The following is a 22,109-nucleotide window of genomic DNA, read 5'->3' on the forward strand; positions in this document are numbered from 1 at the left end:
ATTCAGTTCAGTATCTCTCCCATGCCGACGCGCACGCGTTCCTTGAGTTGCCGGATGTACTCCGCGTCGAAGAGCTCCCACGTTTCCAGTTCACCGACGATCCGCAGCGGCTCCCGGCTGCGGTACGAGCGCGTGGGATTGCCCGGAAACTTCTTGTCGGTGACGTTGGGGTCGTCCTCGAATGCGCCGGTGGGCTCGACGATGTAGACGCGGCCACGGCCCTCGCCCTTCGCCATTTCCGCGGCCAGCCCCGCGCCCTTTGGCCACGCGGTGAAGTAGATGTGGTTCATGACGACGCGCTCGTCGTAGTTCGAGCGGAAGCCTGCGGTGAGCAGGTCGCCCACCCGGAGGTCTGCGCGCGTGCCGTGGAAGTAAGGGCCGGGTTGCAACAAAGCCATCGCGGATTGTTCCTCTACACAACGGAAAGGCCGCGGAGTTTAAGGCCTCCGTTTCAGCCAGCGGACAGCGCCATTCACTTGGCCGTCCTCACCTCACGGATGCGGCTTGAACCAGAGCCAGGCCGCGACCCCTGAGCCCACCCAAAGGCTCACGACGAGGATGGCCCCGGCGCGGTTGCTTGGCCTGGCGCCATTCGCCTGCATCCACTCTTCCGCCTGGCTGCGACATTCCGCGAGGACCCCGGGCGGCAGCAACCGGATCGCGAGCCAGATCAGCACGGGAAGCAGCAGAACATCATCGAGGTAGCCCAGCACCGGGATGAAGTCCGGAATCAAATCGATGGGGCTGAGCGCATAGGCCACCACAAAAACACCCAATGCCTTCGCGTACCAGGGCGTCCGAGGATTCTTTCCCGCAAACCAAAGCGTCACGCCGTCGCGTTTGATTCGCCTTGCCCAGGCCTTCAGGTTGTCGCTGACTTTCATGGGTGCAAGCATGGCAGGGGCATGTGTACAAGCGGGGAAAGCTGGTGACGGCCGTGTGCTGGTGGTGGGCTATCGACGCGACCACTTGCGCGCCAATGCCGCGCTGCGATGCCTGAGATTTTGTGGAAAGGTCTTGGTATCGGCGATTCTCAATTGGGTTCCAGGGAAGCGACAAGGGGCGGAGCCAAGTAGAGGCGTCACTTCTGCGGCGCAGGGCGCCAATTCACGGTCTCTGGGTAGTGCCGTCCATATTTGAAGCACAGGAAGATTTCCACGACGGAGCTTGCGTGGAACCACTCGTCGGATTTGAGGCGCATCTCGCCGCCTCCGAATGAAAGGACTGTGCCGTCAGGAAACACAGGGCTCGGTTTGTCGTGAAAGGCTCTCAGCCTCGTCGAAGTCGAGGCGTCGAAGCTCTCGACCATGCACGTCACACCGCCGCCGGCCACCTGAACATAGTTGCCCTGAGCGTCCGTAAGCGATGCGTACGAATGCCGCCCGTAACTCTTGAGTGCGAGGAGCCTGCTCTCCAAGACTCGGTCGGACGGTGCATTCACGACGGCAAAGTTCTGGCCCTCGAACTTCATGGCTTTGCCGCGAGCGCGGCGCCCGGGCTCGCTTGTGCCACCGAAGAATCATTCGTGTGGATTTCGACTGGAATCACTCTTCCGAGCACGGCTTCTATTGAAAGCTTCATTCCAGGAACGCGCCGCACAAAGTTGCTTAGGGCAAACGGCGTTAAAAAATTCAAAGGCGGGATCAGAAAGGAAAACTCCTGTAGAAGGCTCGAAGCATCCACCCGATATAGGAACGTGAGCACTTCCTGCTGCGCTCTGGGGTCCATGCCTTCTGCTTGCAGCTTCTTTTTGTTCTTTCGAACATATCGCTCGACTGACTCCAAGGCTCGCTCGTCACCTGCTACCCCGATAGCCCAAAGCGCGTACACCTTGTTGCGGCCACTCAATGGGTCTTCAAGGACTTGCACAAAGTAGGGCGTTTCCGCTGCGCCGGCTATTTGCGCGATCGTCAAGACTGCACAGGCCTTTACATCCTGCATGGGGTACTTGGACAGAGCTTTCAACGCTGGCAAGCTCTTCCGAGTACCGTAGTCTCGCAATGCAATCACCGCCCAATAAACGTCGTACTTCGACTTGGCGGTGTTGATCGCCGAAAGAAAAAACTCCTCAGACCACGAGAAGGCTTTGTTCCTTCTAAAGTGATCCTTGATGGCCTCTTTGTCTGATGCGTCAAGCGAAAACATGCGGTCCGACTCCCCCTGTGTTGAAAATAATCTAGCCCTTGAACCGAGATGCGGTGCGTTGTCGGCCGCCGTTCCGAGCTTTGCTACGATTTTGAACGAACCTGCTCTTTCGCCCCTCGGCTTGACGGCCTTTCCAAAGACCGCGTACATTGCCACCGCCTCGTGATGAGCGGGGCCGGGTTTAGCAGCCCGCCGACATCCTGCGACGAGAGCCGCAGTCACCGCACATGGTCTGCGGCTTTTTCGTTCGCGCCACCTTTTTAGGCGGCTCGGACGGGAGGGCTCGCGCCCTGCCGGTTTCCGCAAGGATGTCCCGGTCTGCTAACCCGTTCGAGCTGCCGCCCTCGTTTAGCAGCGGGTGCGTCGGTTGTTGCAAATCGACATCCTTGGAAGGCCCATGCCCCTTGCTTCAAACCCCGGTTGCGCTTGCGCGCCGCATCTTCCCACCGCCCAGTTCAGGCCCTTCGAATGGATCGAGGCCGAACGGCTCGAACCCTCCCAACAAGACCAGGCCGCATTCCTCAACGATGCGCGCGACGTGGTCCAGGGCGCATGCACGCTGGCCCAGTTGCTCGCCTGGGACGAAGACCGCCGCGACGCCGCCTTGTCCAGCACCGACCCCGCGCCGCTCCTCGATGCCTGCCAGCGCGGCGCGCTGCAGCGACTGCTCTCGGTGTCGCTGAGCCTGCTTCATGCCCGCATCGAAAGCCAGTGCGAGGCACTGACGACGTCCTGAGCGCCTGTGCCATCATCTTCGGATGAGCAGCACATCTCGAAGCGCGTCCGAAGCAGACGGCGTTCCTCGTCTCATCGGGGTCCGAGCCGCGGCGGGCGGCTGCGACGTGCGGCTCTTCCATGCCGGATGCACGTTCACGGGCCTGGTCGTCCGTGCGTGACGAGGCGCTCGAATCATGAAGCTGGTCATCGTCGTGTTGGAAGGGGTGCAGGCACTGGACGTCGCCGCGCCGATGGACGTCTTTTCCGAGGCCAACAGCTTTCTTCCGCCCGACCGGCACTACCAGATCGAACTGGTGGGCATGCGCGCGGGGAGCGTTCGTTGCGCCAACGGCATGGCGCTTCATGTCGGGACCGGCTACCTCGACTACGACGGCCAGCCCGATCTTCTGCTCGTCGCGGGTGGCCCGAAGCTGCCTGCGGTGAACGAGTACGAGCCAAGCTTCCTGCAGTGGTTGAGCGCCAAGGCCGCCGGTGCCCGCCGTTTCGGCTCCGTCTGCAACGGTGCATTCCCGCTGGGACATGCGGGGCTGCTGAACGGCAAGGAGGTCACCGCCCATTGGCATGACGTCGACCGGCTCATCGCCCAGTTTCCAAGGGCGCGCGTGCGGCCCGACAAGATCTTCGTGCGCGATGGCAGCCTGTTCACCTCGGCCGGTGTCGCGGCCGGCGTCGATCTTTGCCTGGCGCTGATCACCGAAGACTGGGGCCACGAACTCGCGTTGCGCATTGCCAAGCGGCTCATCGTGTACATCCGCCGCGAGGGCGGGCAGTCGCAGTACAGCCCCTTCTTGGCGGCCGGTCCGAAGGAAGAGACCATCGTCGCGAAGGTGCTGCGCCACGTGACGGACCACATCGACGAGCAACTGTCCATCGAGCAACTCGCCGATGCGGTGGGCGTCAGCCGGCGCACTTTCTCGCGCGTCTTCGCCAAGAACGCGAACATGACGCCTTCGGCTTTCGTCGAGCAGGTGCGGGTCGATTTCTCCCGCAAGCTGCTGGAGGAAACCGACCTGCCGCTGAAAACGGTGGCGTTCCGGTGCGGCTTCCATAGCGCGAACCACATGCGGACCATCTTCGCGAAGCGGCTCGACACGACGCCTCGGGAATACCGCCAGCGCTTCAGGTCCGAACCGCCAGTGGCCTGAAAACGGCCATCAATGGCGCAAACCGCGCCATGGCCACGGCCTGCGTTGCGGGGTGCCGCAAATAGACTTTTTACGTCGCTCCCGCGAGCCCTGCATGAGGCGCGCGGGGGAAGCCCATCTTCCACAGGAGCACGTATCAACACCACGCACACGCTGAGCCAGGCGGCACTTCCGCGGCAGGCATCCATTCAGTATCTACCGGTCAATCTGTTCGCCTCGGTCATGGGGATCTCGGGCTTGGCGCTGGCCTGGCGGCAGGCCGGGCATCAGTTCGGCGCAAGCCCTCTTGTCGATGCGGCGATCAGCAGCATCGCCGTCGCGATCTTCGTGGTGCTCTGCATCGCCTATGCCGCAAAGGCGGTGCTGCATCCGTCCGCCGTGCGGGGTGAGTTCCTGCATCCGATTGCCGGCAATTTCTTCGGCACGGTGACCATTGCGATCCTGCTGATCTCGTCGGTCGTGGCGCCGCTCAGCAACCGGGCGTCGGAGATTCTCTGGAGCATCGGCGCGGCGGCGACCATTACGCTGTCATTCACCATCGTCAGCCGGCTTCTGCGGGGCAAGGTCGACGCGGGCCATTCGGTGCCGGCGTGGCTGATTCCGGGCGTGGCAACGCTCGACATCACGGTAGCGGGCGGTACCATGCCGATGGGCTGGGCGAGGGAACTCAACCTGTTCTCGATGGCCGTGGGCACGATGGTCGCGCTGGTCTTCTTCACGATGATCATGTCCAGGCTGATCCACCATCAAGAAAAGCTCGCGAACGAGATGGTGCCGTCGTTGATGATTCTGATCGCGCCGTTCGAAGTCGGCTTCCTTGCCTACACCAACTTCTTCCAGCGGGTCGACGCCTTTGCCGCGATGCTCTTCTATTTCGGCCTGTTCGTGTTCTTCTCGCTGGCCTTCAAGATCTTCAAGCGGAGCATTGCCTTCGCCGCCGGGTGGTGGGCATTGAGCTTCCCGATAGCCGCGCTCTGCAATGCCGCGCTGCGCTATGCGGAGCACGTGCGGCATCCCGCGATGACCGGCTTGGCCGTTGCGCTGCTCGCCTTCCTGAGCGGTCTGATCGCCGTCTTGCTGTTCCGGACTATCCGCCTTGCCGCGAGCGGGAAGCTGCTGGCACCAAGATAGGCGGCCACAGCGTCGAGAATCGACGCATGCCTCACGCCGTTTCCCTTCTTCGCGCCGCGCGCCTGGCGCGAAGCACCGAGCCCTTTCTAGCCAACGGCGGCTTCAAGAGCGAGCGTTGCGCGGGCTGCCGGCTGAGGCCCAGCCATTGCATGTGCGCCTTGCGCCCGTCAGTGCCCACGCGCGCGGGCGTGTGCCTGCTCATGGCCGACATCGAGCCGCTCAAGCCGACCAACACCGGGTGGCTGATCGCCGACGTGGTGGCCGACACCTTCGCCTTCGGCTGGGCGCGCATCGAGGTCGATCCCGCTCTGCTGGCCCTGCTGGCCGATCCGCAGTGGCAGCCTTATGTGGTGTTCCCGGGCCAGTACGCCGCGCCGGAGCGCGTGGTCACCGCTGTGCGGCCAGCCCATGCCGACGGCCGCAAGCGCCCGCTCTTCATACTTTTCGACGCCACCTGGGCCGAGGCGCGAAAGATGTTCCGCAGGAGCCCGTACCTCGACCAGCTGCCGGTGCTGAGCCTGCAGCCGGAGCAGATCACGCAATACAAGCTGCGCAACTCCGGCCGCGAGGATCATTTCTGCACCAGCGAGGTGGCCGCGATGTGCATGAGCCTGGCGGGCGAGCATGCCGTGGAGCAGACGCTGGAGGCCTACCTCGCCGTGTTCACGCACCACTACCTGCGCGCGAAGAACCAGCAGCCGATCGCATGGGATGGCGATGCGCATCGGCGGCTGCGTGAAGCATGCGGCTTGCAAGCGACTCCCTCGATTTCTCACTCATGACCGACCTTGTCTTCGTCTTCGGCACCCTGAAAGAGGGTTTCCCCAACTTCACGACAAATCGCGGCAAGCGTGTGGCGGGGGAGTTTGTCACCGTGGAGCGCTATCCGCTGTACCTGGTCGGGGAGCGCTTCTCTCCGTGGCTCGTGTTTTCGGCAGGCGAGGGCGAGCGGGTGGCGGGGCAAGTCTTCGAAGTCGATCAAGCGGCGCTGGATGCGATGGACGTGCTTGAAAGAGTGACAGAGGCTGACGGCTATCGCCGCGTTTCGATTGCGGTCGAAAGGGTCGACGGCGAATCGCGCTTGGCGCTTTCGGTGCAGGCGTATGTCAAGGCGCCGGAGCACTTTCGCGCGGCGGATGTGAAGGCGGGGCCGTTGAGTGAATACACGATGGCGCATGCCGCGCTCTATCGCTCGCGCGCCTCGGCAGGCTGACGGCGGAGCCGGTCCGGCACCGTCATCCGGGACTCACTCACATCGGCGGCATCTTCTCGAACTTCTGCAGCCCCGGATCCAGAAAGTCCCATTCATACCCCCGCACGGCATACGTGACGACCTGCGGCTTGTACCGCCCCGGATCATCCAGGCTCGCCGCATGCACCGTGAAGATCTCCGGCATGGCCGCAAAGGTCATGTACACGGGCGAGCCGCAGGCCGGGCAGAACGCACGGGTCTTGACGTTGCCGCTGTCGCCGACCATGTCCCACAGCGTGGCGTTGCCGCTGTGCTTCACGCCGGCGCGCGCAAAGGTGAGGTATGAGCCGTGGCCAGTGCCGCTCTTGCGCTGGCAGTCGCGGCACTGGCAGTGGTTCTGGAAGACGGGCTCGGACGCGATCTCGTAGCGTATGGCGCCGCAAGCGCAGCCGCCGGTGTATGCGTGGGTCATCTGGTTGGGCCTTTCGAAGGGAGAGGCAGCCAATCTAGCCGGGCAGGGCGGTGGGGCGGGAGTAACAAGTTCGTCGCGAGCCGGCTGGGCAATCAGGTGGATGTAATGCGAAAGAATTGTCAATTCAGTGGCTCCTGCTTTGAAGTTCTTACAACTTCATCGCCGTTCATGCCGCTTTCAGACGGTAAAGTGCTCGCCTTCGGGCGCGAATTGTTTACGCGCCATTTCCCACCGCCTCCCGCTCCCCCGCTTCTTCCTCTTCATGTCCAACCTCATCGTGCACGGCGGTACGCCGCTGCGTGGCCGCATCACCCCCTCCGCCAACAAGAACGCCGTACTGCCGGTGCTTTGTGCCACCTTGCTCACCTGGGAGCCGCTGCGGCTGCATGGGGTGCCCGACATCACGGACGTGCGCAAGATCCTGGAGATCTTCCGCACCCTGGGCAGCGACGTGCACATGGACCACGAGACGGGCACGCTCGAGCTGCATCACCGCGAGACCACGTTCGACGCCGCGCTGCACCGCCTGCCGGAGGAAATGCGCTCGTCGATCATGCTGGTGCCGCCGCTGCTCGCGCGCTTCGGCGCGGCGCGGCTGGAGGACAACGTCAAGGGCTGCACGCTGGGCGTGCGCGAGATCGATCCGCATGTGGAGGTGTTCCAGCGCTTCGGCGGCGAGGTGGAGCGCACCGAAGGCTCGCTGCTGGTCTACAGCAAGAGCCGGCTGACGCCCACCGACCACTGGCTGGACTACGCCTCGGTCACGACCACCGAGAACTTCGTGCTGTGCGCGGCCGCCGCGGGCGGCACTTCGACGCTGACCAACGCCGCGTCGGAGCCGCACGTGCAGGAGTTCTGCCGCTTCATGGCCATGATCGGCGTGCGCATCGACGGCATGGGCACTTCGCGGCTCACGGTGCACGGTGGCGGCGCACTCAAAGGCGGGGAGTTCCGCTTCGACGAAGACTTCCACGAAATCACCACCTTCCTCGCGCTCGGCGCCATCACCGGCGGCGACGTGGTGGTGCGCAACAGCGCGCCTGAAAACTTTCCGCTGCTGGACCGCACCTTCGCCAAGTTCGGCGTGCAGATCGTGCATGAAGACGGCTGGTCGCGTGCGCTGCGCAGCGGCCCGCTGAAGGTGCAGACGCCGTTCACCAGCAACGTGCTGACCAAGGTGGAAGCGGCACCGTGGCCGTACTTTCCGGTCGACCTGCTGCCGATCTTCATTGCGCTGGGCGTGCGCGCGCAGGGCAACGCGATGTTCTGGAACAAGGTGTACGACGGCGCGCTGGGCTGGACCGGCGAGCTGTCGAAGTTCGGCGCGCACGTGTTCTCGTCGGACCCGCACCGGCTCATCACTTTCGGCGGCAATCCGCTGACGCCCGCGGTGGTCGAGAGCCCCTACATCATTCGCGTGGCGATCGCGCTGTTCATGGTGGCGGCGAGCATCGAAGGCCGCTCGGAAATCCGCAACGCCACGCCCATCCGCCGCGCGCACCCGCGCTTCGTGGAAAACCTGCGCAGCCTGGGCGTGCAGGTGGAGTGGACCAGCGAGGAATAGCGCGAGGCGGGCCGCGGCGGACCAGCCCGCGCCTCGCTCAGAAAGAAGGCACCGGGTTGCGCCCGCTGCCCGGCACGTAGCTGCCCTTGCGGTAGGCGTACACCACGGTGCTGTCGACCGACTCGGCGCGCGCGCCCGCGCCGGAGGTGCGCGTGCCGCTGAACACCAGGCGCATCTCGCCGGGCTCGTCGTCGGTGCCCAGCGCGAACTGCGCCGAGCCTTCGACCTCGAAGCAGCTGCCGCGCGGCGGTGTCTCGGGGCGTTCGTTGGCCAGCACCTGCTCGCAGGCACCGTCGGCGCCGCCGTTGCTCGCCGACATCGGAATGCCGCTCACCATTTCCCGCACTTCGCTCGCGCCCAGTTCGTACACCGACAGCCAGCTGCCGCAGTAGCCCTGCCAGCAGCTGCCGCTGGTGGCGGTGAGCACGAAGCGCTGCGGCGCGATGCGCTCGACGGCGGTCTTGCCGATGCTGCCCATGAAGCCCTGGTAGTCCACGGCGTCGTTGCGCTTGGACAGCGCCCAGCCGTCGTTGCCCTGCTCGAAGAAGTAGGCGCCGATCCAGGCGCCGGCGACGTGGGCGTCCATGGGCTGGCCCTGGTCGTCCAGGGGCACGGTCTCGGTCAGCATCACGGCGTGGGTGTCGTCCAGGCGCACCACCTCGCGCGGCGACACGTCGGCCTGCTGCTCGCCTTCGCTGTCGGGCACGGGCTTGCCGTCGTTGCCGATGTCGGGCAGCGTCACGGTGCCGACGCGGCCCTTGTCCTTGTCTTCCCAGCCGGGAAACACCAGCGGCATGAGGTCGCCGCGCCTGAGCGTCGCCGAAAAGGCAGGGGCGGCGAGTTCGGCGGCTGGCGCCAGGGCTTCCTCGGTGGCGGCCGGAACGTCGGCCGCGGTGTTGCTGTTGTCTTCCTGGGAGCAGCCGGCCAGCGCGATGAGCGCGGCAACGACGGCCGCCTTGGCCAGGGCGGCGCGCGGCCTGTCGGAACTGGGGATGTGCATGCCCGCGATTGTGCCGAAGCCGCATGCCGATGACCCCGCCGCCGCCGTCACTTCCCCGCAGACAGGACAATGGCTGCTTCCCGACATTCCAGGACGCATTTCGAATGACGACGCTGCAGCAGATCCTCGGCACCGAACTTCCTCTCATCCAGGCGCCCATGGCCGGCGTGCAAGGCAGCGCGATGGCGATCGCGGTCAGCAATGCGGGCGGACTCGGCTCGCTGCCGGGCGCCATGCTGAGCCCCGAGGTCATGCGCAGCGAGCTCACGGCCATCCGCGCGGGCACGGACAAGCCCTTCAACGTCAACTTCTTCTGCCACACCCCGCCGGAACCGAGCGCGGAGCGCGAAGCCGCATGGCGCGCCGCCCTGGCACCGTACTACGTGGAGCACGGCATCGATGCCGCGAGCATTCCCGCCGGCCCGGGGCGCAACCCTTTCAGCGCGGACGTGGCCGACCTGATCGCCGAGTTCCGCCCGCCGGTGGTGAGCTTTCATTTCGGCCTGCCGTCCGAGGCGCTGCTGGCGCGGGTGCGCGGCTGGGGCGCCAAGGTGCTGGCTTCGGCCACCACGCTCGACGAGGCGCTGTGGCTCGAGGCGCACGGCGTCGACGCGGTCATCGCCCAGGGCCTGGAGGCCGGCGGGCACCGCGGCCACTTCCTGTCCCATGACCTGACCAGGCAGCTCGGCACTTTCGCGCTGCTGCCGCAGCTGGTGCGGGCCGTCAAGCTGCCGGTGATCGCGGCCGGGGGCATCGCCGATGCCAACGGCGTGGCTGCCGCGATGGCGCTGGGCGCGGCGGGCGTGCAGATCGGCACCGCCTACATGCTGACCCCCGAGGCGACCACCAGCGCGCTGCACCGCGCCGCGCTCAAGAGCGAAGCCGCGCGCCACACCGCGCTGACGAATCTCTTCACCGGCCGGCCCGCGCGCGGCATCGTGAACCGCGTGATGCGCGACCTGGGCCCCATCGGCGCGGCGGCGCCGGAGTTCCCGCTGGCCACCTCGGGCATCGCGCCGCTGCGTGCCAAGGCCGAGGCAAAGGGCAGCGGCGATTTTTCTCCGCTGTGGTCGGGCCAGAACGCGACCGGCTGCCGCGAGGTGCCGGCGGCCGAACTCACGCGCGAGCTGGCACGCGGCTTCCAGGCAATCCGATAAGCACTGCTCTCACTGCTTCCACCCTCATGACCCAACTTCACCTGCCCCTCAAATTCCTCGAACACTCGGCCTGGCCGGGCACCGCCGAACCCTGGCTGCTGGTGCTGATGCACGGCGTCGGCAGCAACGAGCAGGACCTGTTCGGCCTCGCGCGCATGATGCCGCCGCACTTTCATGTGCTGAGCCTGCGCGCGCCGTATGTGCTGTCGCCCGATGCCTATGCGTGGTTCGAGTTCCAGTTCCTGCCGAACGGCGAGCGCCTGATCAACGAAGAGCAGGAGCGCGAGAGCCGCTTCCTCGTCGGCGAGATGATCGCCTCCGCCGGCCAGCAGCTCGGCGTGCCGCCGGAGCGGGTGATCGTCGGCGGCTTCAGCCAGGGCGGGATCATGGCGCTGTCGCTGCTGCTGACCAAGCCAGAGAGCGTGCGCGCCGCGATGGTGTGGCACAGCCGGCTGCTGTCGCAGGTGGTGCCGCACGTGGCGCCCGCCGAGGCCTTCGAGGGCAAGGCGCTGTGGGTGAGCCACGGCAGCTCCGACAACGTGATTCCGCCGAGCGCGGCGGAAGTGACGCGCGAACTGGCGCGCACATTGCCGCTGACGCTCTCGGGTGGCGACTTCCCGGGCGCGCACGAGATTCGGCCCGCCGAGCTGCAGGCCACGCTGGCGTGGCTGCAGGCGCTCAGCGCATCGCCAGACGCGCCATGACCATCGCTTCCATCTCTGCGAGCCAGGCGCTGTTGTCGCCAGCCGCGTCGGGCTGCAACAGCAGCCGGTAGCGGCGCGCGCCCCAGCAGGCGGTCAGCAGGGCGTGGATGGTGGCGGGCGAGGGTTGCGGCTCCAGGTCCGTGCAGGTTGCGAAGGCCCGCAGCCAGCGCGCCGCGAGTTCGTCGTACACCCGGCGGTGGTGCTTGGGCTCGGCCACGCGGTGTTCGAGCATCAGCATTTCGTGGTCGAAGGCGGGCAACCCTTCGAGCCGGGTGTCGCAGGTGATGCGCACCAGGCGCTGCACCCGTTCGCGCCAGCCGATGTCTTCGGGCGCGATCACATCCGCATCGAGCCGCGCGAGCAGCGCCTCGATGCAGTGGCGCACATAGCCCGAGAGCAGGGCCTCCTTGTCGGGAAAGTAGTCGTACAGCGTGCCGACCGCGATGCCGGTTTCGAGCGCCACCGCGCGCGTGGTCACGCCTTCCCAGCCGTGCGCGTTCCAAATCCGAACAAAGGCGTCGTAGATCGCCTGCACGGTGAACTTGCTGCGTGCCTGCGTGGGGCGTTTCAGGGGCTTGGAGCGGGGTGCGTCCGGCATCGACGGGTTTCCGAACCCGCCGCGAAGCGGGCCGCCATACAGTTTGCGAATGAACAACGCATTCACTTTAACCCGCCTCCAGACGCGCAAGAACGCCCTCGGCACCACCCGTGTCGTGACCACGCAGGACCCCGGCGCCTTGCAGCCCGGCGAGGTGCTGATGAAGATCGGCCGCTTCTCGCTGACCACCAACAACATCACCTACGCGGCCTTCGGCGACGCGGTCATGAAGTACTGGCATTTCTTTCCGACCGGCGACGCCGACTGGGGCCACATGCCGGCCTGGGGCTTCGCCGATGTGGCGGCCTCGAACGTGGAGGGCGTGGCGGTGGGCGAGCGCTTCTACGGCTACTTCCCGATCGCGAGCCACATGCGCATGCAGCCGGTGCGCGTGACGCCGCGCGGCTTCTACGACGGCGCCTCGCACCGCAGCGAACTGGTGTCGGCCTACAACCAGTACATGCGCTGCAGCAACGACGCGGGCTACGTCGCCGCGCTGGAGGACTACCAGATGCTGGTGCGTCCGCTGTTTATCACGTCGTTCATGCTGGCCGACTTCCTGGAGGACAACGGCTTCTTCGGCGCGAAGCAGGTGGTGGTGTCGAGCGCGTCGAGCAAGACCGCGTTCGGCACGGCCTTCTGCCTGGGCAGGCGCGAAGGGCTCGAGCTGATTGCCGCCACGTCCAACGGCAATCGCGCCTTCGTGGAGGGCCTGGGCTGCTACGACCGCACGCTGGCCTATGAAGAGATCGCCGCGCTGCCCGCCGACGTGCCCACGCTGTATGTCGACTTCTCCGGCAACGACGAACTGCGCGCGACCGTGCACCACCACTTCAGCGAATCGCTGGTCTACGACTGCTACGCGGGGTCCGCGCAGAAGACAGAGTTCCTCGGCGACGCCACGATGCTGCCCGGCCCCGCGCCGCAGCTCTACTTTGCGCCGGTGCAGATCCGCAAGCGCAATGCCGACTGGGGCCCGCAGGAGGTCAACCGCCGTTTCAACGAGGCGCAGGGCCGCTTCATCGCCGAGATCAGCCGGCCCGGCAACCGCTGGATGGCGCTGGCGCAGGGCGAAGGCTTCGCGCATGCGCAGGCGGTGATCGCCGACCTGCACGCCGGCAAGGTCGACCCGCGGCAGGCGCATGTGGTGCGGCTCGCAGGCTGACTGAACTTCCGCCGGGCCGGCACGTCACAGGGCGTTACGACGACGGGGAGCGATGCGGACGCTGCGGTGCCCTTATTGGTGCACCATAGCCTTCGTCTCCCTGTGCCTTCCACGCCAGCCAAAGGAAACCGACCCATGCCCGAAAGCGATATCCGCGACACGCGCGACGCACCCGAATTCCGCCCCCGCCGCGAGACGCCCGTTGGCACGATCATCGTCATCGTGCTGGTGCTGCTGGCCGCCGCCTTCTTCGGCTGGCGCTGGTACCAGCAACAGCAAAAGCCGCCGGAGCCCGCGCCCGTGGCCGCCGCGCCGGCCGACGCACCGCCGCCGCCACCGCCCGCAAAGGCCGAGCCCACCGGCCCGCAGAACCCGGTCGATGCGCTCGCGCCGCCCGACGCCGCGCTGCCCAAGCTCGCCGATTCCGATTCGCGCGTGATGAAGGCGCTGGCCGAACTGCTGGGCGCCAAGAACGCCGAAGCCTTCCTGCGTTCCGACGGCATCGTGCGGCGCTTCGTGGCCACGGTGGACAACCTGGCGCGCGAGCAGGCGCCCGCCAGCGCATGGCCGGTGCAGCCCACGGGCCAGCGCTTCATCACCGAAGGGCAGGGCGAGGCGCAGACCATTTCCGCCAACAACGCGGCGCGCTACAACGGCTTCGTGATGCTGGTGCAGTCGGTCGATCCGGCCAAGGCCGCGGCGGTGTACGCCAGGCTCTATCCGCTGTTCCAGCAGGCCTATGAAGAGCTGGGCTACCCGGGGCGCTACTTCAACGACCGGCTCATCGCGGTGATCGACAACCTGCTGCAGGCGCCCGAGCCCAAGGGCCCGGTGCAGGTGCGGCTGGTCGAGGTGAAGGGCGACGTGCCTTCGCAGCGCCCGTGGGTGCGCTACGAGTATGTCGACCAGGCGCTGGAGAAGGCGAGCGCCGGCCAGAAGATCATGGTGCGCATGGGCCCGGAGAACGAGCGCAAGATGAAGGCCAGCCTGCGCGCGCTGCGCCAGCAGATCGCGACGGCCGACCTCGCGAAGAAGAAGTCGCAGTAGCCCAGGCCGGCCTGGGCACCTGGACTCAGGCCTCTTCGGTTTCCTGGTAGTCGCCCACGGGCACGCAGCTGCAGAACAGGTTGCGGTCGCCGTAGACGTTGTCGACGCGGCCGATCGGCGGCCAGTACTTGGCGTTCTTGAGCGTGGCCAGCGGGAACGCGCCGAGTTCGCGCGAGTACGGGTGGCTCCACTCGGTGCCCAGCAGGCTCGCGGCGGTGTGCGGCGCGTGCTTGAGCGGGTTGTCCTCCTTCGGCCAGACGCCTTCCTCGATGCGGCGGATTTCGCCGCGGATGGCGATCATCGCGTCGATGAAGCGGTCGAGCTCGGCCAGCGGCTCGCTCTCGGTGGGCTCCACCATCAGCGTGCCGGGCACGGGGAAGCTCAGCGTGGGCGCGTGGAAGCCGTAGTCGATCAGGCGCTTGGCCACGTCCTCGGCGGTCACGCCGCTGGTGTCCTTGAGCGGGCGCAGGTCGAGGATGCACTCGTGCGCTACGTGGCCATTGGGGCTGGCGTACAGCGTGGGGTAGTGGTCCTTCAGGCGCGCGCTGATGTAGTTGGCGCTCAGGATGGCCGTCTCGGTCGCGGCCTGCAGGCCCTTGGCGCCCATCATGCGGCAGTACATCCAGCTGATCGGCAGCACGGCCGCGTTGCCCAGTGGCGCTGCTGACACGGCACCCACGCCGTGCGACGGCACGCCGGCCGTCACATGGCCCGGCAGGTACGGCACCAGGTCTTCGACCACGCAGACCGGGCCCACGCCCGGGCCGCCGCCGCCATGCGGAATGCAGAAAGTCTTGTGCAGGTTCAGGTGGCTCACGTCGCCGCCGAACTCGCCCGGCGCAGCCACGCCGACCAGCGCGTTCATGTTGGCGCCGTCCAAGTACACCCGGCCGCCGTGCGCATGCACCAGCTCGCAGAGTTCCTTCACGCGGGTTTCGAACACGCCGTGCGTGCTGGGGTAGGTGATCATCACCGCGGCCAGGTTGGCGCTGTGTTTCTCGCAGGCGCGCTTCAGGTCGTCCATGTCGACGTTGCCCTGCGCGTCGCAGGCCGTCACCACCACCTGCAGGCCCACCATCTGTGCGCTCGCGGGGTTGGTGCCGTGCGCGGACGACGGAATCAGGCAGATGTTGCGATGCCCCTGGCCCTTGGCTTCATGGAAGGACTTGATGGCCAGCAGGCCCGCGTATTCGCCCTGCGAGCCCGCGTTGGGCTGCAGGCTGATGCCCGCGTAGCCGGTGGCCTCGCACAGCCAGGCGCGCAGCTGCGCATCGAGCTGGGCATAGCCGAGCTGCTGGTCGGCCGGCGCGAAGGGATGGATGTTGGCGAACTCGGGCCAGGTGATGGGGATCATCTCGCTGGTCGCGTTGAGCTTCATGGTGCAGCTGCCCAGCGGGATCATGCTGCGGTCGAGCGCCAGGTCCTTGTCCGACAGGCTGCGGATGTAGCGCAGCATGGCGGTCTCGCTCTTGTGGGTGTTGAACACCGGGTGTGTGAGGAAGGCGCTGGCGCGGCGCAGGTCTTCGGGGATCAGCGGCGTGGTGTTCGCGGCCAGGTCGTCGAAGCGCGGCAGCTGCTTGCCGGCGGGCGCGAACAGGGCCCACAGCGTCTCGACGTCGGCACGCGTGGTGGTCTCGTCGAGCGAGATGCCCAGGTGCTGCTGCAGGCGCTGGCGCAGGTTGACGCCGGCGGCTTGGGCGCGCTCGATGACGGCCTGCGTGTCGTCGCCGGTGCGGATGGTCAGCGAATCGAAGGCGGTGGTGTTGACCGGCTCGCGGCCCATCTGCGACAGGCCCGCCGACAGGATGGCGGTGAGCGCCGCCACGCGCTGCGCGATGCGCGTGAGGCCGTCGGGCCCGTGGTACACGGCATACATGCTGGCCACCACGGCCGGCAGCACCTGCGCGGTGCAGATGTTGGAGGTGGCCTTTTCCCGGCGGATGTGCTGCTCGCGCGTCTGCAGCGCGAGGCGGTAGGCGGGCTGGCCGTGCGTGTCGACGCTCACGCCCACCAGGCGGCCCGGCAGCGAGCGCTTGAACTCGTCGCGGCAGGCCAGGTAGGCGGCGTGCGGGCCGCCGTTGCACAGCGGCATGCCGAAGCGCTGCGTGGTGCCGCAGACGATGTCGGCGTCGAACTCGCCCGGCGCGACCAGCAGCGTCAGCGCCAGCAGGTCGGCCGCCACGATGAAGGCGGCATCGCACTGGTGCGCATGGCCCGCGAGCGGGCGCAGGTCGTGCACGTGGCCGGTGGTGGCCGGGTACTGCGCGAGCACGCCGAAGAATGCGCCGCTCACCATCAGGTGCGGCAGCGTTTCCGACACCGTGCTCACCTTCACCTCGATGCCCAGCGGCGCGGCGCGCGTCTTGATGACTTCGATGGTCTGCGGATGGCAGTCGCCCGACACCAGGAACACGTTGCTCTTGGCTTTCACGCTGCGCTTGGCGAGCGTCATGGCTTCGGCGGCGGCCGTGGCTTCGTCGAGCATCGACGCGTTGGCGATGGCCATGCCCGTGAGGTCGCACACCATCGTCTGGAAATTGAGCAGGGCTTCCATGCGGCCCTGCGAGATCTCTGCCTGGTAGGGCGTGTAGGCGGTGTACCAGGCGGGGTTCTCGAGGACGTTGCGCAGGATGACGCCCGGCGTGTGCGTGCCGTAGTAGCCCTGGCCGATGAAGTTCCTGAACACCTTGTTCTTCGACGCCATCGCCTTCAGCTCGGCCAGCGCGTCGGCTTCGGTCACGGGGGCCGGCAGCCGCATCGGCCGCGCCCGGCGGATGGCCGCGGGCACGATGCCGTCGATGAGCTCCGAGCGCGTTTCCGAGCCGATCACCGGCAGCATGCGCGCCTCGTCCGCCGCATCGATGCCGATGTGGCGGGCGAGAAATTCTTCGGCATTCTCTAGTTCTTGCAAAGAGGGAAGGGCGGGAATCGGCATGGCGGTGGGGGCTCGGGAAGAAGGGGGCTCGGAAGAAAAATCAGGCGATCAGGACTCGGCCGCGAACTTGTCGTAGCTGGCGGCGTCCAGCAGGGCGTCGAGCTGCGCGGGCTCGCTCAGCTTGACCTTGAAGAACCAGCCGGCGGCCAGCGGGTCGCTGTTGGCCAGCGACGGGTCTGCGCGCAGGGCTTCGTTCACTTCGGTGATCTCGCCCGACACGGGCATGAAAACGTCGGCTGCCGCCTTGACCGACTCGACGACGCCGGCAACTTCGCCCTGCGCGAAGGTCTTGCCGACTTCGGGCAGGTCGACGAACACCACGTCGCCCAGCGCGTCCTGCGCGTGCAAGGTGATGCCGACGGTGGCTGCGTCGCCTTCGGCCGACACCCATTCGTGGTCCTTGGTGTACTTGATGCTCATGATGAGAAAACTCCTCGTGGAAAAAATGAATCGGGGTGCAGAGCCTAGCCGGGTCTGCCGCGTTCAGCCGCGGTAATAGCGGGTCGGCACGAAAGGCATGGTCGAGACTTCCATCGGCACCGGCTTGCCGCGCACGATGGCCTGCACGCGGGTGCCGGGCTCTGCGAAGGCGGTGGCCACGTAGCCCATGGCGATGCAGCGGTCGGCCGTGGGGCCGAGCAGGCCGCTGGTGACGATGCCGATGTCCTGGCCTTCGAATGACTGCAGCACCGTGCCGTCGCGCACCGGAATGCGCTCCAGCGCCACGAGGCCCACGCGCTTGCGCTTCAGCGTGTCGTGGTCGGTGTGGCCGGCGGTGCCCGCCGTGGCGGCCGCAAGCTGCGCGAGGATCTTCGCGGCGCCGGGGAAGCCGCCTTCGCGCGCGCCGCCCGCGCGGCGCACCTTCTGCATCGCCCAGTTGAGCGAAGCCTCGACCGGCGTGGTGGTGGTGTCGATGTCGTTGCCGTACAGGCACAGGCCGGCTTCGAGCCGCAGCGAATTGCGCGCGCCCAGGCCGATGGGCTTGACCTCGGGCTGGGCCAGCAGCAGGCGGGCCAGCGGCTCGGCATCCTTGGCGGCCACCGAGATCTCGAAGCCGTCTTCGCCGGTGTAGCCGCTGCGGGTGACGAAGGCGGGAATGCCGCCGATCTGCACCGCGCCGCCCGTCATGAACACGAAGCGCTCGATGCCGGGCGACAACCGCGCCAGCGTGGCCGCGGCCTTGGGGCCCTGCAGCGCGAGCAGGGCGTGGTCGGGCAAGGGCTGCACTTCGCAGCGGGAGCCGATCTTCTGCTGGATGTGGGCGATGTCGGCCACCTTGCAGGCGCCGTTGACGATCACGAAAAGCGAGCCGTGGCCTTCGTTGAAGAACATCAGGTCGTCGAGGATGCCGCCCTCGTCGTTCAGCAGCAGGCCGTAGCGCTGCTTGCCGGCGGGCAGGTCGATCACGTCGACGGGCATCAGGGTTTCGAAGGCGGCCGCGGCGTCGGGGCCGACGAGGCGAAGCTGGCCCATGTGGGAGATGTCGAACAGGCCGGCCGCATCGCGCGTGTGCTTGTGTTCGGCCATGAGGCCGGCGGGGTACTGCACCGGCATGGAATAGCCGGCGAAGGGCACCATGCGGGCGCCGAGCTCCACGTGAAGGTCGTGCAGCGGCGTCTTGAGAAGTTCGGTAGCGGGTGCGGAGGAAGCGGCCACGGGGCACTCCAAAGGGGCAGACAAAATCCATGACGCAAGCCATGGGCCACCCCTGCTGTCCGCTTTACCTGAGAGATTCGCCCCACGATCGGGGTTTGCTCCTTCGGTGGGCCGCTGCGCCGTTTGCGGTACGGCGGCCTCTCTCCAGCAAGGAAACGCCGGTGTTCGCCGGCGCCTTGTCAGTCCTTTTGCCTGAGCGTTCGGGAAACCCCTGCGCCTTCGGCGGCCCCGGCTGGCGGGGCTCTCTCCTGACCTTCGAGAGTGTAGTTGATCGGCTAGGGCGTGTTCCAAGGACTATCGGCCGGCCGCTCTGGTCAAGCGGTTGCCGTTGTGGCCTCGGCGCTTCCCAATGACGGATAGTCGGTATACCCCTTGGTGTTGCCGAAATAGAAAGTCGATGGGTCGGCCACATTCAGCTTGGCGCCGCTGGCAAAGCGAGTCACCAGATCCGGATTCGCGATGTACAGACGACCAAACGCCATCGCATCCGCAACTTTTTGCGCCAGCAATTCCTCCCCTGATTTCTGGTCGAAATTTCCGCAAAAAACCAGGCAATTCCTGAATCTTTCGCGTAGCCCCTGTCGGAATGCTGCAGTCAATGCAACGCCGCCCGCCCAGTCGGGTTCTGCGACGTGCAGATACGCGATCCCCTTGGCGTTGAGGCTGTGGGCTAGCAAACAGGCCATTTGTTCGGCTTCGCTGTCGGCGATATCGTTGAATACCCCATTGGGCGATATGCGAACTCCGACCCTGCCTGCGCCGATGACAAGAGAGACTGCATCGACGATTTCTTCCAGGAAGCGGGCCCGATTTTCAAGAGAGCCGCCGTATTGGTCTGTCCGAAGGTTGGTATTCGTGGAAAGAAACTGGTTGATCAGATAGCCGTTGGCCGCATGAATTTCGACAAAGTCAAAGCCTGCCCGCTTTGCACGTTCGGCCGCTGCCGCGTACTGCGAGACGATCACGGAAATTTCATCGCCTGAAAGCTCCCTTGCTGGCTCGCAGGGTACTTCCTGGAGTCGCCCGTTCTTGAAGACGCTTACCTTCGAGCGTCGTGTGGCGACGGCTGAAGGAGCGACCGGCTGCGCGCCGTCCGGCTGGTTCAGGCTGTGCGAGATGCGGCCCACGTGCCAGAGTTGCATTGCAATTCGGCCGCCCGCTTCGTGCACCGCTTTCACCACGCGGCTCCACGCACCTTCCTGCGCATTGGTGTAGATACCCGGTGTGCCGAAGTAGCCCTTGCCTTGGGCGCAGACCTGCGTGGCCTCGGTGACGATCAAACCGGCGGTTGCCCTCTGTGCGTAGTACCTGGCGGTCAGCAGTGTCGGACATTCCGTGCCGTTGGCCCGCATGCGCGTCATCGGCGCCATGAAGACGCGGTTGTTCAAAAGGGTGCCCGATATCGTGATCGGGCGCAGAAGTGGCGATGTCCGATTCATTGTGATCCCCAGCCTCAGGCTGGCTTGACGCGCCAGGGCGCCAGGACCTCGACCACGTTCGCCTCGAAGAGAAGGATGTCAGCCTGCCAGGCGAACACCTGAACGATGGCTTTTCTTTCCGTCAATGCCGTCACGCTGGCCTGCAGCCGGGTTTCCGTAATCACGGCTGGGGCCTTGAAGTCTATGTTCATGTTGACGGTGAGCACTTGCAGTCGATCGGGTATGACCGAGTAAGTAGCGAGTCCGGCCCACTGGTCAACCAGGCCCGTGAGGTATCCGCCAAAGATGTTGCCGGTAGGCATCGCGGCATGCGAAGGTGGCGTGTAGACACCGGAGAGCCGTCCGTACTCCCAGCTCGCAGCGCATGGCGTGGCAAAAGGAAGGCCGATCGTCGCAATCGGGATCGGTGCGATATCGGTGCCGTCCACCACTTCATTCAATACCTTGCGGTATTTCGTCTTGATATCGAGGCCGGGGAATTCCGCCGGTCGCTCGCTCTCGCGTACCAACAGTTCAACATCAACCATCAGGTGGCTCCTTCCTTCGTCGTGGGTGAAACTGCAAGCGTCGAAAGCCAGTTTTCGAACGTCTCCATGCTTTCGACGATCAGTTGGGAGCAGGCGAGCACAGCCAGGTTCTGCCGCATGCCGGTAATCGCGACCACGAACCGTCCAGCGTTGTGGGCTGTCAACATCTCCGCGGCTGTTCCCATGCTTGGCTCGTTGTTCGGTAGGAAGACGACGCAGACATCGCAGTTACCCGCCATCGCCGTCTGCCGGTGGAATATTTGCGTCAACTCCAGCAGCGCAGGGTCCAGGTCGGACCTGGCTACCTTGGGCGTCTGGAGCAAGGCGGTGTGCGCCTCGCGAATGCGTTCGCGGGAGGTTTGCAGGTTGTCCCACATTCGTTCGGCGGGGTCGTGCACCACGGCATTCGGAAAGTGGCGTCGGATGGCTCTTGCGATCGCCGGGCGGTACGACTGGTCCGCGAGATCGCGTCCGCCGCGCGCGCCTTGCATGACGCCTGCAAGGAAGAAAGATCGGGGATGAGGAGGCAGCATTTGCAATCCAGAAATTCTTGTGTTCATTCCCTCATCAACGGATAGGGCGCGAGAACCCGGTCGTCGGGCGCGACCTTCGAATAGACGCGTGATGTATGAAGGAGGATGTCGACGACCTCCTGGGCGCTTACACCCACGACCCTGGCGACACTCGTGAGGTTTTCGTCGAAGCCGGGCGAGCCCGCTGTACTCACCCGGCCCTGGTTGTCTCGGCTGATCAGCTGATCTTCGGTCGCAGGCCGATCGGCTGTCACCCCGCAAAGCGGCAGGATGACTTCGCTGAGTGCTTGCCGCGGGAGATCCAGAACGCGTACCGAGAGGTTGTTCTGCTCCGGATGCACGAGCCGCGCATGTGCGACAGGAAGTGGCGAGGGAAAGATTGCGACCTCATCGAGACTCAGACCGAAGGACCGATAGAGGTAGTTTTGCTGGCGCCGGGGGCTGAAGCGGGTGTAGTCGAGTTGCAAGGTGCGCTTCTCTACATTCAGCACCGCCCGCATCTTCCCCCAGCGTGCAAGGCCCTCATCGTCGATGCGCACGGGATAGGCGGGGACTGAGGCCTCGATGCAATCACCGACCCGGTCCTCGTAATTCAGGATGAGCGGCGCCTTGTGCAGCAAGTAGGGGTCCAGCACGGCGATTCCGTGGCTGTCCGGATAGATCGATGCGACGTGGCGGCCATTGCGGATGTAGATGCCTTTCGGGCCACCGATGGATTGAAGGTGTTCGTCCACCCGGACGGACTGCCGAACGCATGACATTCCCCAGTTGGGCGCCAGAATTCTCTCGTCGAAGAACTCGAGAAACTGAGTCGCGCTGTTGTAAGGAACAGAACCCAGAGCGTAGGTCAGTGCCGTTTGAAGGAGTTCGGGCGTTCGCTCGGGGATAAGTGCGTTGGCTTCGCCGGACCCTGTGTTGATGCGGGGATCACCGAGTCGTGAATGAATCGTTCCCATGGTGG

At 65.8% G+C, this 22,109-nt stretch carries 24 protein-coding genes and 2 riboswitches; of the genes, 10 read left to right on the forward strand and 14 right to left on the reverse strand.

Features of this window, described 5'->3' with window-relative positions:
* Positions 1-2: 2 nt before the first annotated feature.
* The 4 genes from arr to C4F17_RS01630 form a co-directional block, all read right to left on the reverse strand.
* Positions 3-398, reverse strand: a complete 396-nt coding sequence (gene arr, locus C4F17_RS01615) for an NAD(+)--rifampin ADP-ribosyltransferase (RefSeq protein ID WP_106934038.1) — start codon at positions 396-398, stop codon at positions 3-5.
* A 93-nt stretch (positions 399-491) separates the two neighbouring features.
* A complete protein-coding gene (locus tag C4F17_RS01620; protein ID WP_106937406.1) occupies positions 492-884 on the reverse strand; it encodes a YkvA family protein in 393 nt (130 codons plus the stop codon).
* 197 nt (positions 885-1,081) lie between these two features.
* Positions 1,082-1,471 (reverse strand): hypothetical protein, encoded by a 390-nt coding sequence (locus C4F17_RS01625; RefSeq protein ID WP_106934039.1) that lies wholly within the window; start codon positions 1,469-1,471, stop codon positions 1,082-1,084.
* Positions 1,468-2,295 carry a HEAT repeat domain-containing protein gene (locus C4F17_RS01630; protein WP_159053585.1) on the reverse strand — a complete coding sequence of 276 codons (828 nt, stop codon included), beginning with the start codon at positions 2,293-2,295 and terminating at the stop codon, positions 1,468-1,470. Before C4F17_RS01630 ends, C4F17_RS01625 begins: the two co-directional genes overlap by 4 nt.
* Positions 2,296-2,542: 247 nt before the next feature.
* On the opposite strand from C4F17_RS01630, the gene C4F17_RS01635 reads away from it, so the two are divergent.
* From C4F17_RS01635 to C4F17_RS01655, 5 genes are all read left to right on the forward strand, one after another.
* Positions 2,543-2,881: a hypothetical protein gene (locus C4F17_RS01635; protein ID WP_106934041.1), complete on the forward strand. Its 339-nt coding sequence runs from the start codon at positions 2,543-2,545 to the stop codon at positions 2,879-2,881.
* A gap of 175 nt (positions 2,882-3,056) precedes the next feature.
* Positions 3,057-4,028 carry a GlxA family transcriptional regulator gene (locus tag C4F17_RS01640; RefSeq protein ID WP_106934042.1) on the forward strand — a complete coding sequence of 324 codons (972 nt, stop codon included), beginning with the start codon at positions 3,057-3,059 and terminating at the stop codon, positions 4,026-4,028.
* Between the two features lie 135 nt (positions 4,029-4,163).
* A complete protein-coding gene (locus tag C4F17_RS01645; RefSeq protein ID WP_409196357.1) occupies positions 4,164-5,159 on the forward strand; it encodes an SLAC1 anion channel family protein in 996 nt (331 codons plus the stop codon).
* A 26-nt stretch (positions 5,160-5,185) separates the two neighbouring features.
* Positions 5,186-5,941, forward strand: coding sequence for a tRNA-uridine aminocarboxypropyltransferase (locus tag C4F17_RS01650; protein ID WP_106934044.1), 756 nt, complete (start codon positions 5,186-5,188; stop codon positions 5,939-5,941).
* Positions 5,938-6,372, forward strand: coding sequence for a gamma-glutamylcyclotransferase family protein (locus C4F17_RS01655; protein WP_106934045.1), 435 nt, complete (start codon positions 5,938-5,940; stop codon positions 6,370-6,372). The genes C4F17_RS01650 and C4F17_RS01655 overlap by 4 nt, the downstream gene beginning before the upstream one ends.
* Positions 6,373-6,409: 37 nt before the next feature.
* Here C4F17_RS01655 and C4F17_RS01660 read toward each other — a convergent pair whose 3' ends face one another.
* Positions 6,410-6,823: a GFA family protein gene (locus tag C4F17_RS01660; protein WP_106934046.1), complete on the reverse strand. Its 414-nt coding sequence runs from the start codon at positions 6,821-6,823 to the stop codon at positions 6,410-6,412.
* Between the two features lie 262 nt (positions 6,824-7,085).
* Between C4F17_RS01660 and C4F17_RS01665 the strand changes: the two genes are divergently transcribed.
* Positions 7,086-8,387, forward strand: a complete 1,302-nt coding sequence (locus tag C4F17_RS01665; RefSeq protein ID WP_106934047.1) for a UDP-N-acetylglucosamine 1-carboxyvinyltransferase — start codon at positions 7,086-7,088, stop codon at positions 8,385-8,387.
* 37 nt (positions 8,388-8,424) lie between these two features.
* Here the strand turns inward: C4F17_RS01665 and C4F17_RS01670 are convergent, their stop codons facing one another.
* Positions 8,425-9,387 carry a hypothetical protein gene (locus C4F17_RS01670; protein ID WP_106934048.1) on the reverse strand — a complete coding sequence of 321 codons (963 nt, stop codon included), beginning with the start codon at positions 9,385-9,387 and terminating at the stop codon, positions 8,425-8,427.
* A 104-nt stretch (positions 9,388-9,491) separates the two neighbouring features.
* On the opposite strand from C4F17_RS01670, the gene C4F17_RS01675 reads away from it, so the two are divergent.
* Positions 9,492-10,544 (forward strand): NAD(P)H-dependent flavin oxidoreductase, encoded by a 1,053-nt coding sequence (locus tag C4F17_RS01675; RefSeq protein ID WP_106934049.1) that lies wholly within the window; start codon positions 9,492-9,494, stop codon positions 10,542-10,544.
* Between the two features lie 26 nt (positions 10,545-10,570).
* Complete coding sequence (locus tag C4F17_RS01680; protein WP_106934050.1) at positions 10,571-11,248, forward strand: alpha/beta hydrolase; 678 nt, start codon at positions 10,571-10,573, stop codon at positions 11,246-11,248.
* Here C4F17_RS01680 and C4F17_RS01685 read toward each other — a convergent pair.
* Positions 11,223-11,846 (reverse strand): TetR/AcrR family transcriptional regulator, encoded by a 624-nt coding sequence (locus C4F17_RS01685; RefSeq protein WP_106934051.1) that lies wholly within the window; start codon positions 11,844-11,846, stop codon positions 11,223-11,225. The two genes, C4F17_RS01680 and C4F17_RS01685, sit on opposite strands and share 26 nt — an antisense overlap.
* 49 nt (positions 11,847-11,895) lie before the next feature.
* Between C4F17_RS01685 and C4F17_RS01690 the strand changes: the two genes are divergently transcribed.
* Both C4F17_RS01690 and C4F17_RS01695 read left to right on the forward strand, forming a co-directional pair.
* The gene (locus tag C4F17_RS01690) at positions 11,896-13,011 is read left to right on the forward strand and encodes a DUF2855 family protein (RefSeq protein WP_106934052.1); all 1,116 of its coding nucleotides are present in this window, start codon (positions 11,896-11,898) and stop codon (positions 13,009-13,011) included.
* Positions 13,012-13,146: 135 nt separating this feature from the next.
* Positions 13,147-14,058, forward strand: coding sequence for a DUF3014 domain-containing protein (locus C4F17_RS01695; RefSeq protein WP_106934053.1), 912 nt, complete (start codon positions 13,147-13,149; stop codon positions 14,056-14,058).
* Positions 14,059-14,083: 25 nt separating this feature from the next.
* Here the strand turns inward: C4F17_RS01695 and gcvP are convergent, their stop codons facing one another.
* From gcvP to C4F17_RS01730, 7 genes are all read right to left on the reverse strand, one after another.
* Positions 14,084-16,993, reverse strand: a complete 2,910-nt coding sequence (gene gcvP / locus C4F17_RS01700; protein ID WP_106934054.1) for an aminomethyl-transferring glycine dehydrogenase — start codon at positions 16,991-16,993, stop codon at positions 14,084-14,086.
* A 48-nt stretch (positions 16,994-17,041) separates the two neighbouring features.
* Positions 17,042-17,413, reverse strand: coding sequence for a glycine cleavage system protein GcvH (gene gcvH, locus C4F17_RS01705; RefSeq protein ID WP_081267067.1), 372 nt, complete (start codon positions 17,411-17,413; stop codon positions 17,042-17,044).
* A 63-nt stretch (positions 17,414-17,476) separates the two neighbouring features.
* Positions 17,477-18,649 (reverse strand): glycine cleavage system aminomethyltransferase GcvT, encoded by a 1,173-nt coding sequence (gene gcvT / locus C4F17_RS01710; protein ID WP_081267068.1) that lies wholly within the window; start codon positions 18,647-18,649, stop codon positions 17,477-17,479.
* A 45-nt stretch (positions 18,650-18,694) separates the two neighbouring features.
* Positions 18,695-18,807, reverse strand: a riboswitch (glycine riboswitch).
* A gap of 12 nt (positions 18,808-18,819) precedes the next feature.
* Positions 18,820-18,910, reverse strand: a riboswitch (glycine riboswitch).
* A gap of 53 nt (positions 18,911-18,963) precedes the next feature.
* On the reverse strand, positions 18,964-20,088 hold the full coding sequence (locus tag C4F17_RS01715) for an alkene reductase (protein WP_106934055.1): 1,125 nt from the start codon (positions 20,086-20,088) through the stop codon (positions 18,964-18,966).
* A gap of 14 nt (positions 20,089-20,102) precedes the next feature.
* Positions 20,103-20,615 (reverse strand): PaaI family thioesterase, encoded by a 513-nt coding sequence (locus C4F17_RS01720; RefSeq protein ID WP_106934056.1) that lies wholly within the window; start codon positions 20,613-20,615, stop codon positions 20,103-20,105.
* On the reverse strand, positions 20,615-21,175 hold the full coding sequence (locus C4F17_RS01725; protein WP_159053586.1) for a hypothetical protein: 561 nt from the start codon (positions 21,173-21,175) through the stop codon (positions 20,615-20,617). Before C4F17_RS01725 ends, C4F17_RS01720 begins: the two co-directional genes overlap by 1 nt.
* Positions 21,172-22,104 carry a hypothetical protein gene (locus tag C4F17_RS01730; RefSeq protein ID WP_159053587.1) on the reverse strand — a complete coding sequence of 311 codons (933 nt, stop codon included), beginning with the start codon at positions 22,102-22,104 and terminating at the stop codon, positions 21,172-21,174. The genes C4F17_RS01725 and C4F17_RS01730 overlap by 4 nt, the downstream gene beginning before the upstream one ends.
* Positions 22,105-22,109: the final 5 nt, after the last annotated feature.

The organism is Variovorax sp. PMC12 (genome assembly GCF_003019815.1).
Taxonomy (GTDB): domain Bacteria; phylum Pseudomonadota; class Gammaproteobacteria; order Burkholderiales; family Burkholderiaceae_C; genus Variovorax.

Coding starts and splice junctions, on each gene's coding strand:
- arr (WP_106934038.1), bottom strand. CDS start 398: ATGGCTTTGTTGCAACCCGGCCCTTACTTCCACGGCACGCGCGCAGAC.
- C4F17_RS01620 (WP_106937406.1), bottom strand. CDS start 884: ATGAAAGTCAGCGACAACCTGAAGGCCTGGGCAAGGCGAATCAAACGC.
- C4F17_RS01625 (WP_106934039.1), bottom strand. CDS start 1,471: ATGAAGTTCGAGGGCCAGAACTTTGCCGTCGTGAATGCACCGTCCGAC.
- C4F17_RS01630 (WP_159053585.1), bottom strand. CDS start 2,295: ATGTACGCGGTCTTTGGAAAGGCCGTCAAGCCGAGGGGCGAAAGAGCA.
- C4F17_RS01635 (WP_106934041.1), top strand. CDS start 2,543: ATGCCCCTTGCTTCAAACCCCGGTTGCGCTTGCGCGCCGCATCTTCCC.
- C4F17_RS01640 (WP_106934042.1), top strand. CDS start 3,057: ATGAAGCTGGTCATCGTCGTGTTGGAAGGGGTGCAGGCACTGGACGTC.
- C4F17_RS01650 (WP_106934044.1), top strand. CDS start 5,186: ATGCCTCACGCCGTTTCCCTTCTTCGCGCCGCGCGCCTGGCGCGAAGC.
- C4F17_RS01655 (WP_106934045.1), top strand. CDS start 5,938: ATGACCGACCTTGTCTTCGTCTTCGGCACCCTGAAAGAGGGTTTCCCC.
- C4F17_RS01660 (WP_106934046.1), bottom strand. CDS start 6,823: ATGACCCACGCATACACCGGCGGCTGCGCTTGCGGCGCCATACGCTAC.
- C4F17_RS01665 (WP_106934047.1), top strand. CDS start 7,086: ATGTCCAACCTCATCGTGCACGGCGGTACGCCGCTGCGTGGCCGCATC.
- C4F17_RS01670 (WP_106934048.1), bottom strand. CDS start 9,387: ATGCACATCCCCAGTTCCGACAGGCCGCGCGCCGCCCTGGCCAAGGCG.
- C4F17_RS01675 (WP_106934049.1), top strand. CDS start 9,492: ATGACGACGCTGCAGCAGATCCTCGGCACCGAACTTCCTCTCATCCAG.
- C4F17_RS01680 (WP_106934050.1), top strand. CDS start 10,571: ATGACCCAACTTCACCTGCCCCTCAAATTCCTCGAACACTCGGCCTGG.
- C4F17_RS01685 (WP_106934051.1), bottom strand. CDS start 11,846: ATGCCGGACGCACCCCGCTCCAAGCCCCTGAAACGCCCCACGCAGGCA.
- C4F17_RS01690 (WP_106934052.1), top strand. CDS start 11,896: ATGAACAACGCATTCACTTTAACCCGCCTCCAGACGCGCAAGAACGCC.
- C4F17_RS01695 (WP_106934053.1), top strand. CDS start 13,147: ATGCCCGAAAGCGATATCCGCGACACGCGCGACGCACCCGAATTCCGC.
- gcvP (WP_106934054.1), bottom strand. CDS start 16,993: ATGCCGATTCCCGCCCTTCCCTCTTTGCAAGAACTAGAGAATGCCGAA.
- gcvH (WP_081267067.1), bottom strand. CDS start 17,413: ATGAGCATCAAGTACACCAAGGACCACGAATGGGTGTCGGCCGAAGGC.
- C4F17_RS01715 (WP_106934055.1), bottom strand. CDS start 20,088: ATGAATCGGACATCGCCACTTCTGCGCCCGATCACGATATCGGGCACC.
- C4F17_RS01720 (WP_106934056.1), bottom strand. CDS start 20,615: ATGGTTGATGTTGAACTGTTGGTACGCGAGAGCGAGCGACCGGCGGAA.
- C4F17_RS01725 (WP_159053586.1), bottom strand. CDS start 21,175: ATGAACACAAGAATTTCTGGATTGCAAATGCTGCCTCCTCATCCCCGA.
- C4F17_RS01730 (WP_159053587.1), bottom strand. CDS start 22,104: ATGGGAACGATTCATTCACGACTCGGTGATCCCCGCATCAACACAGGG.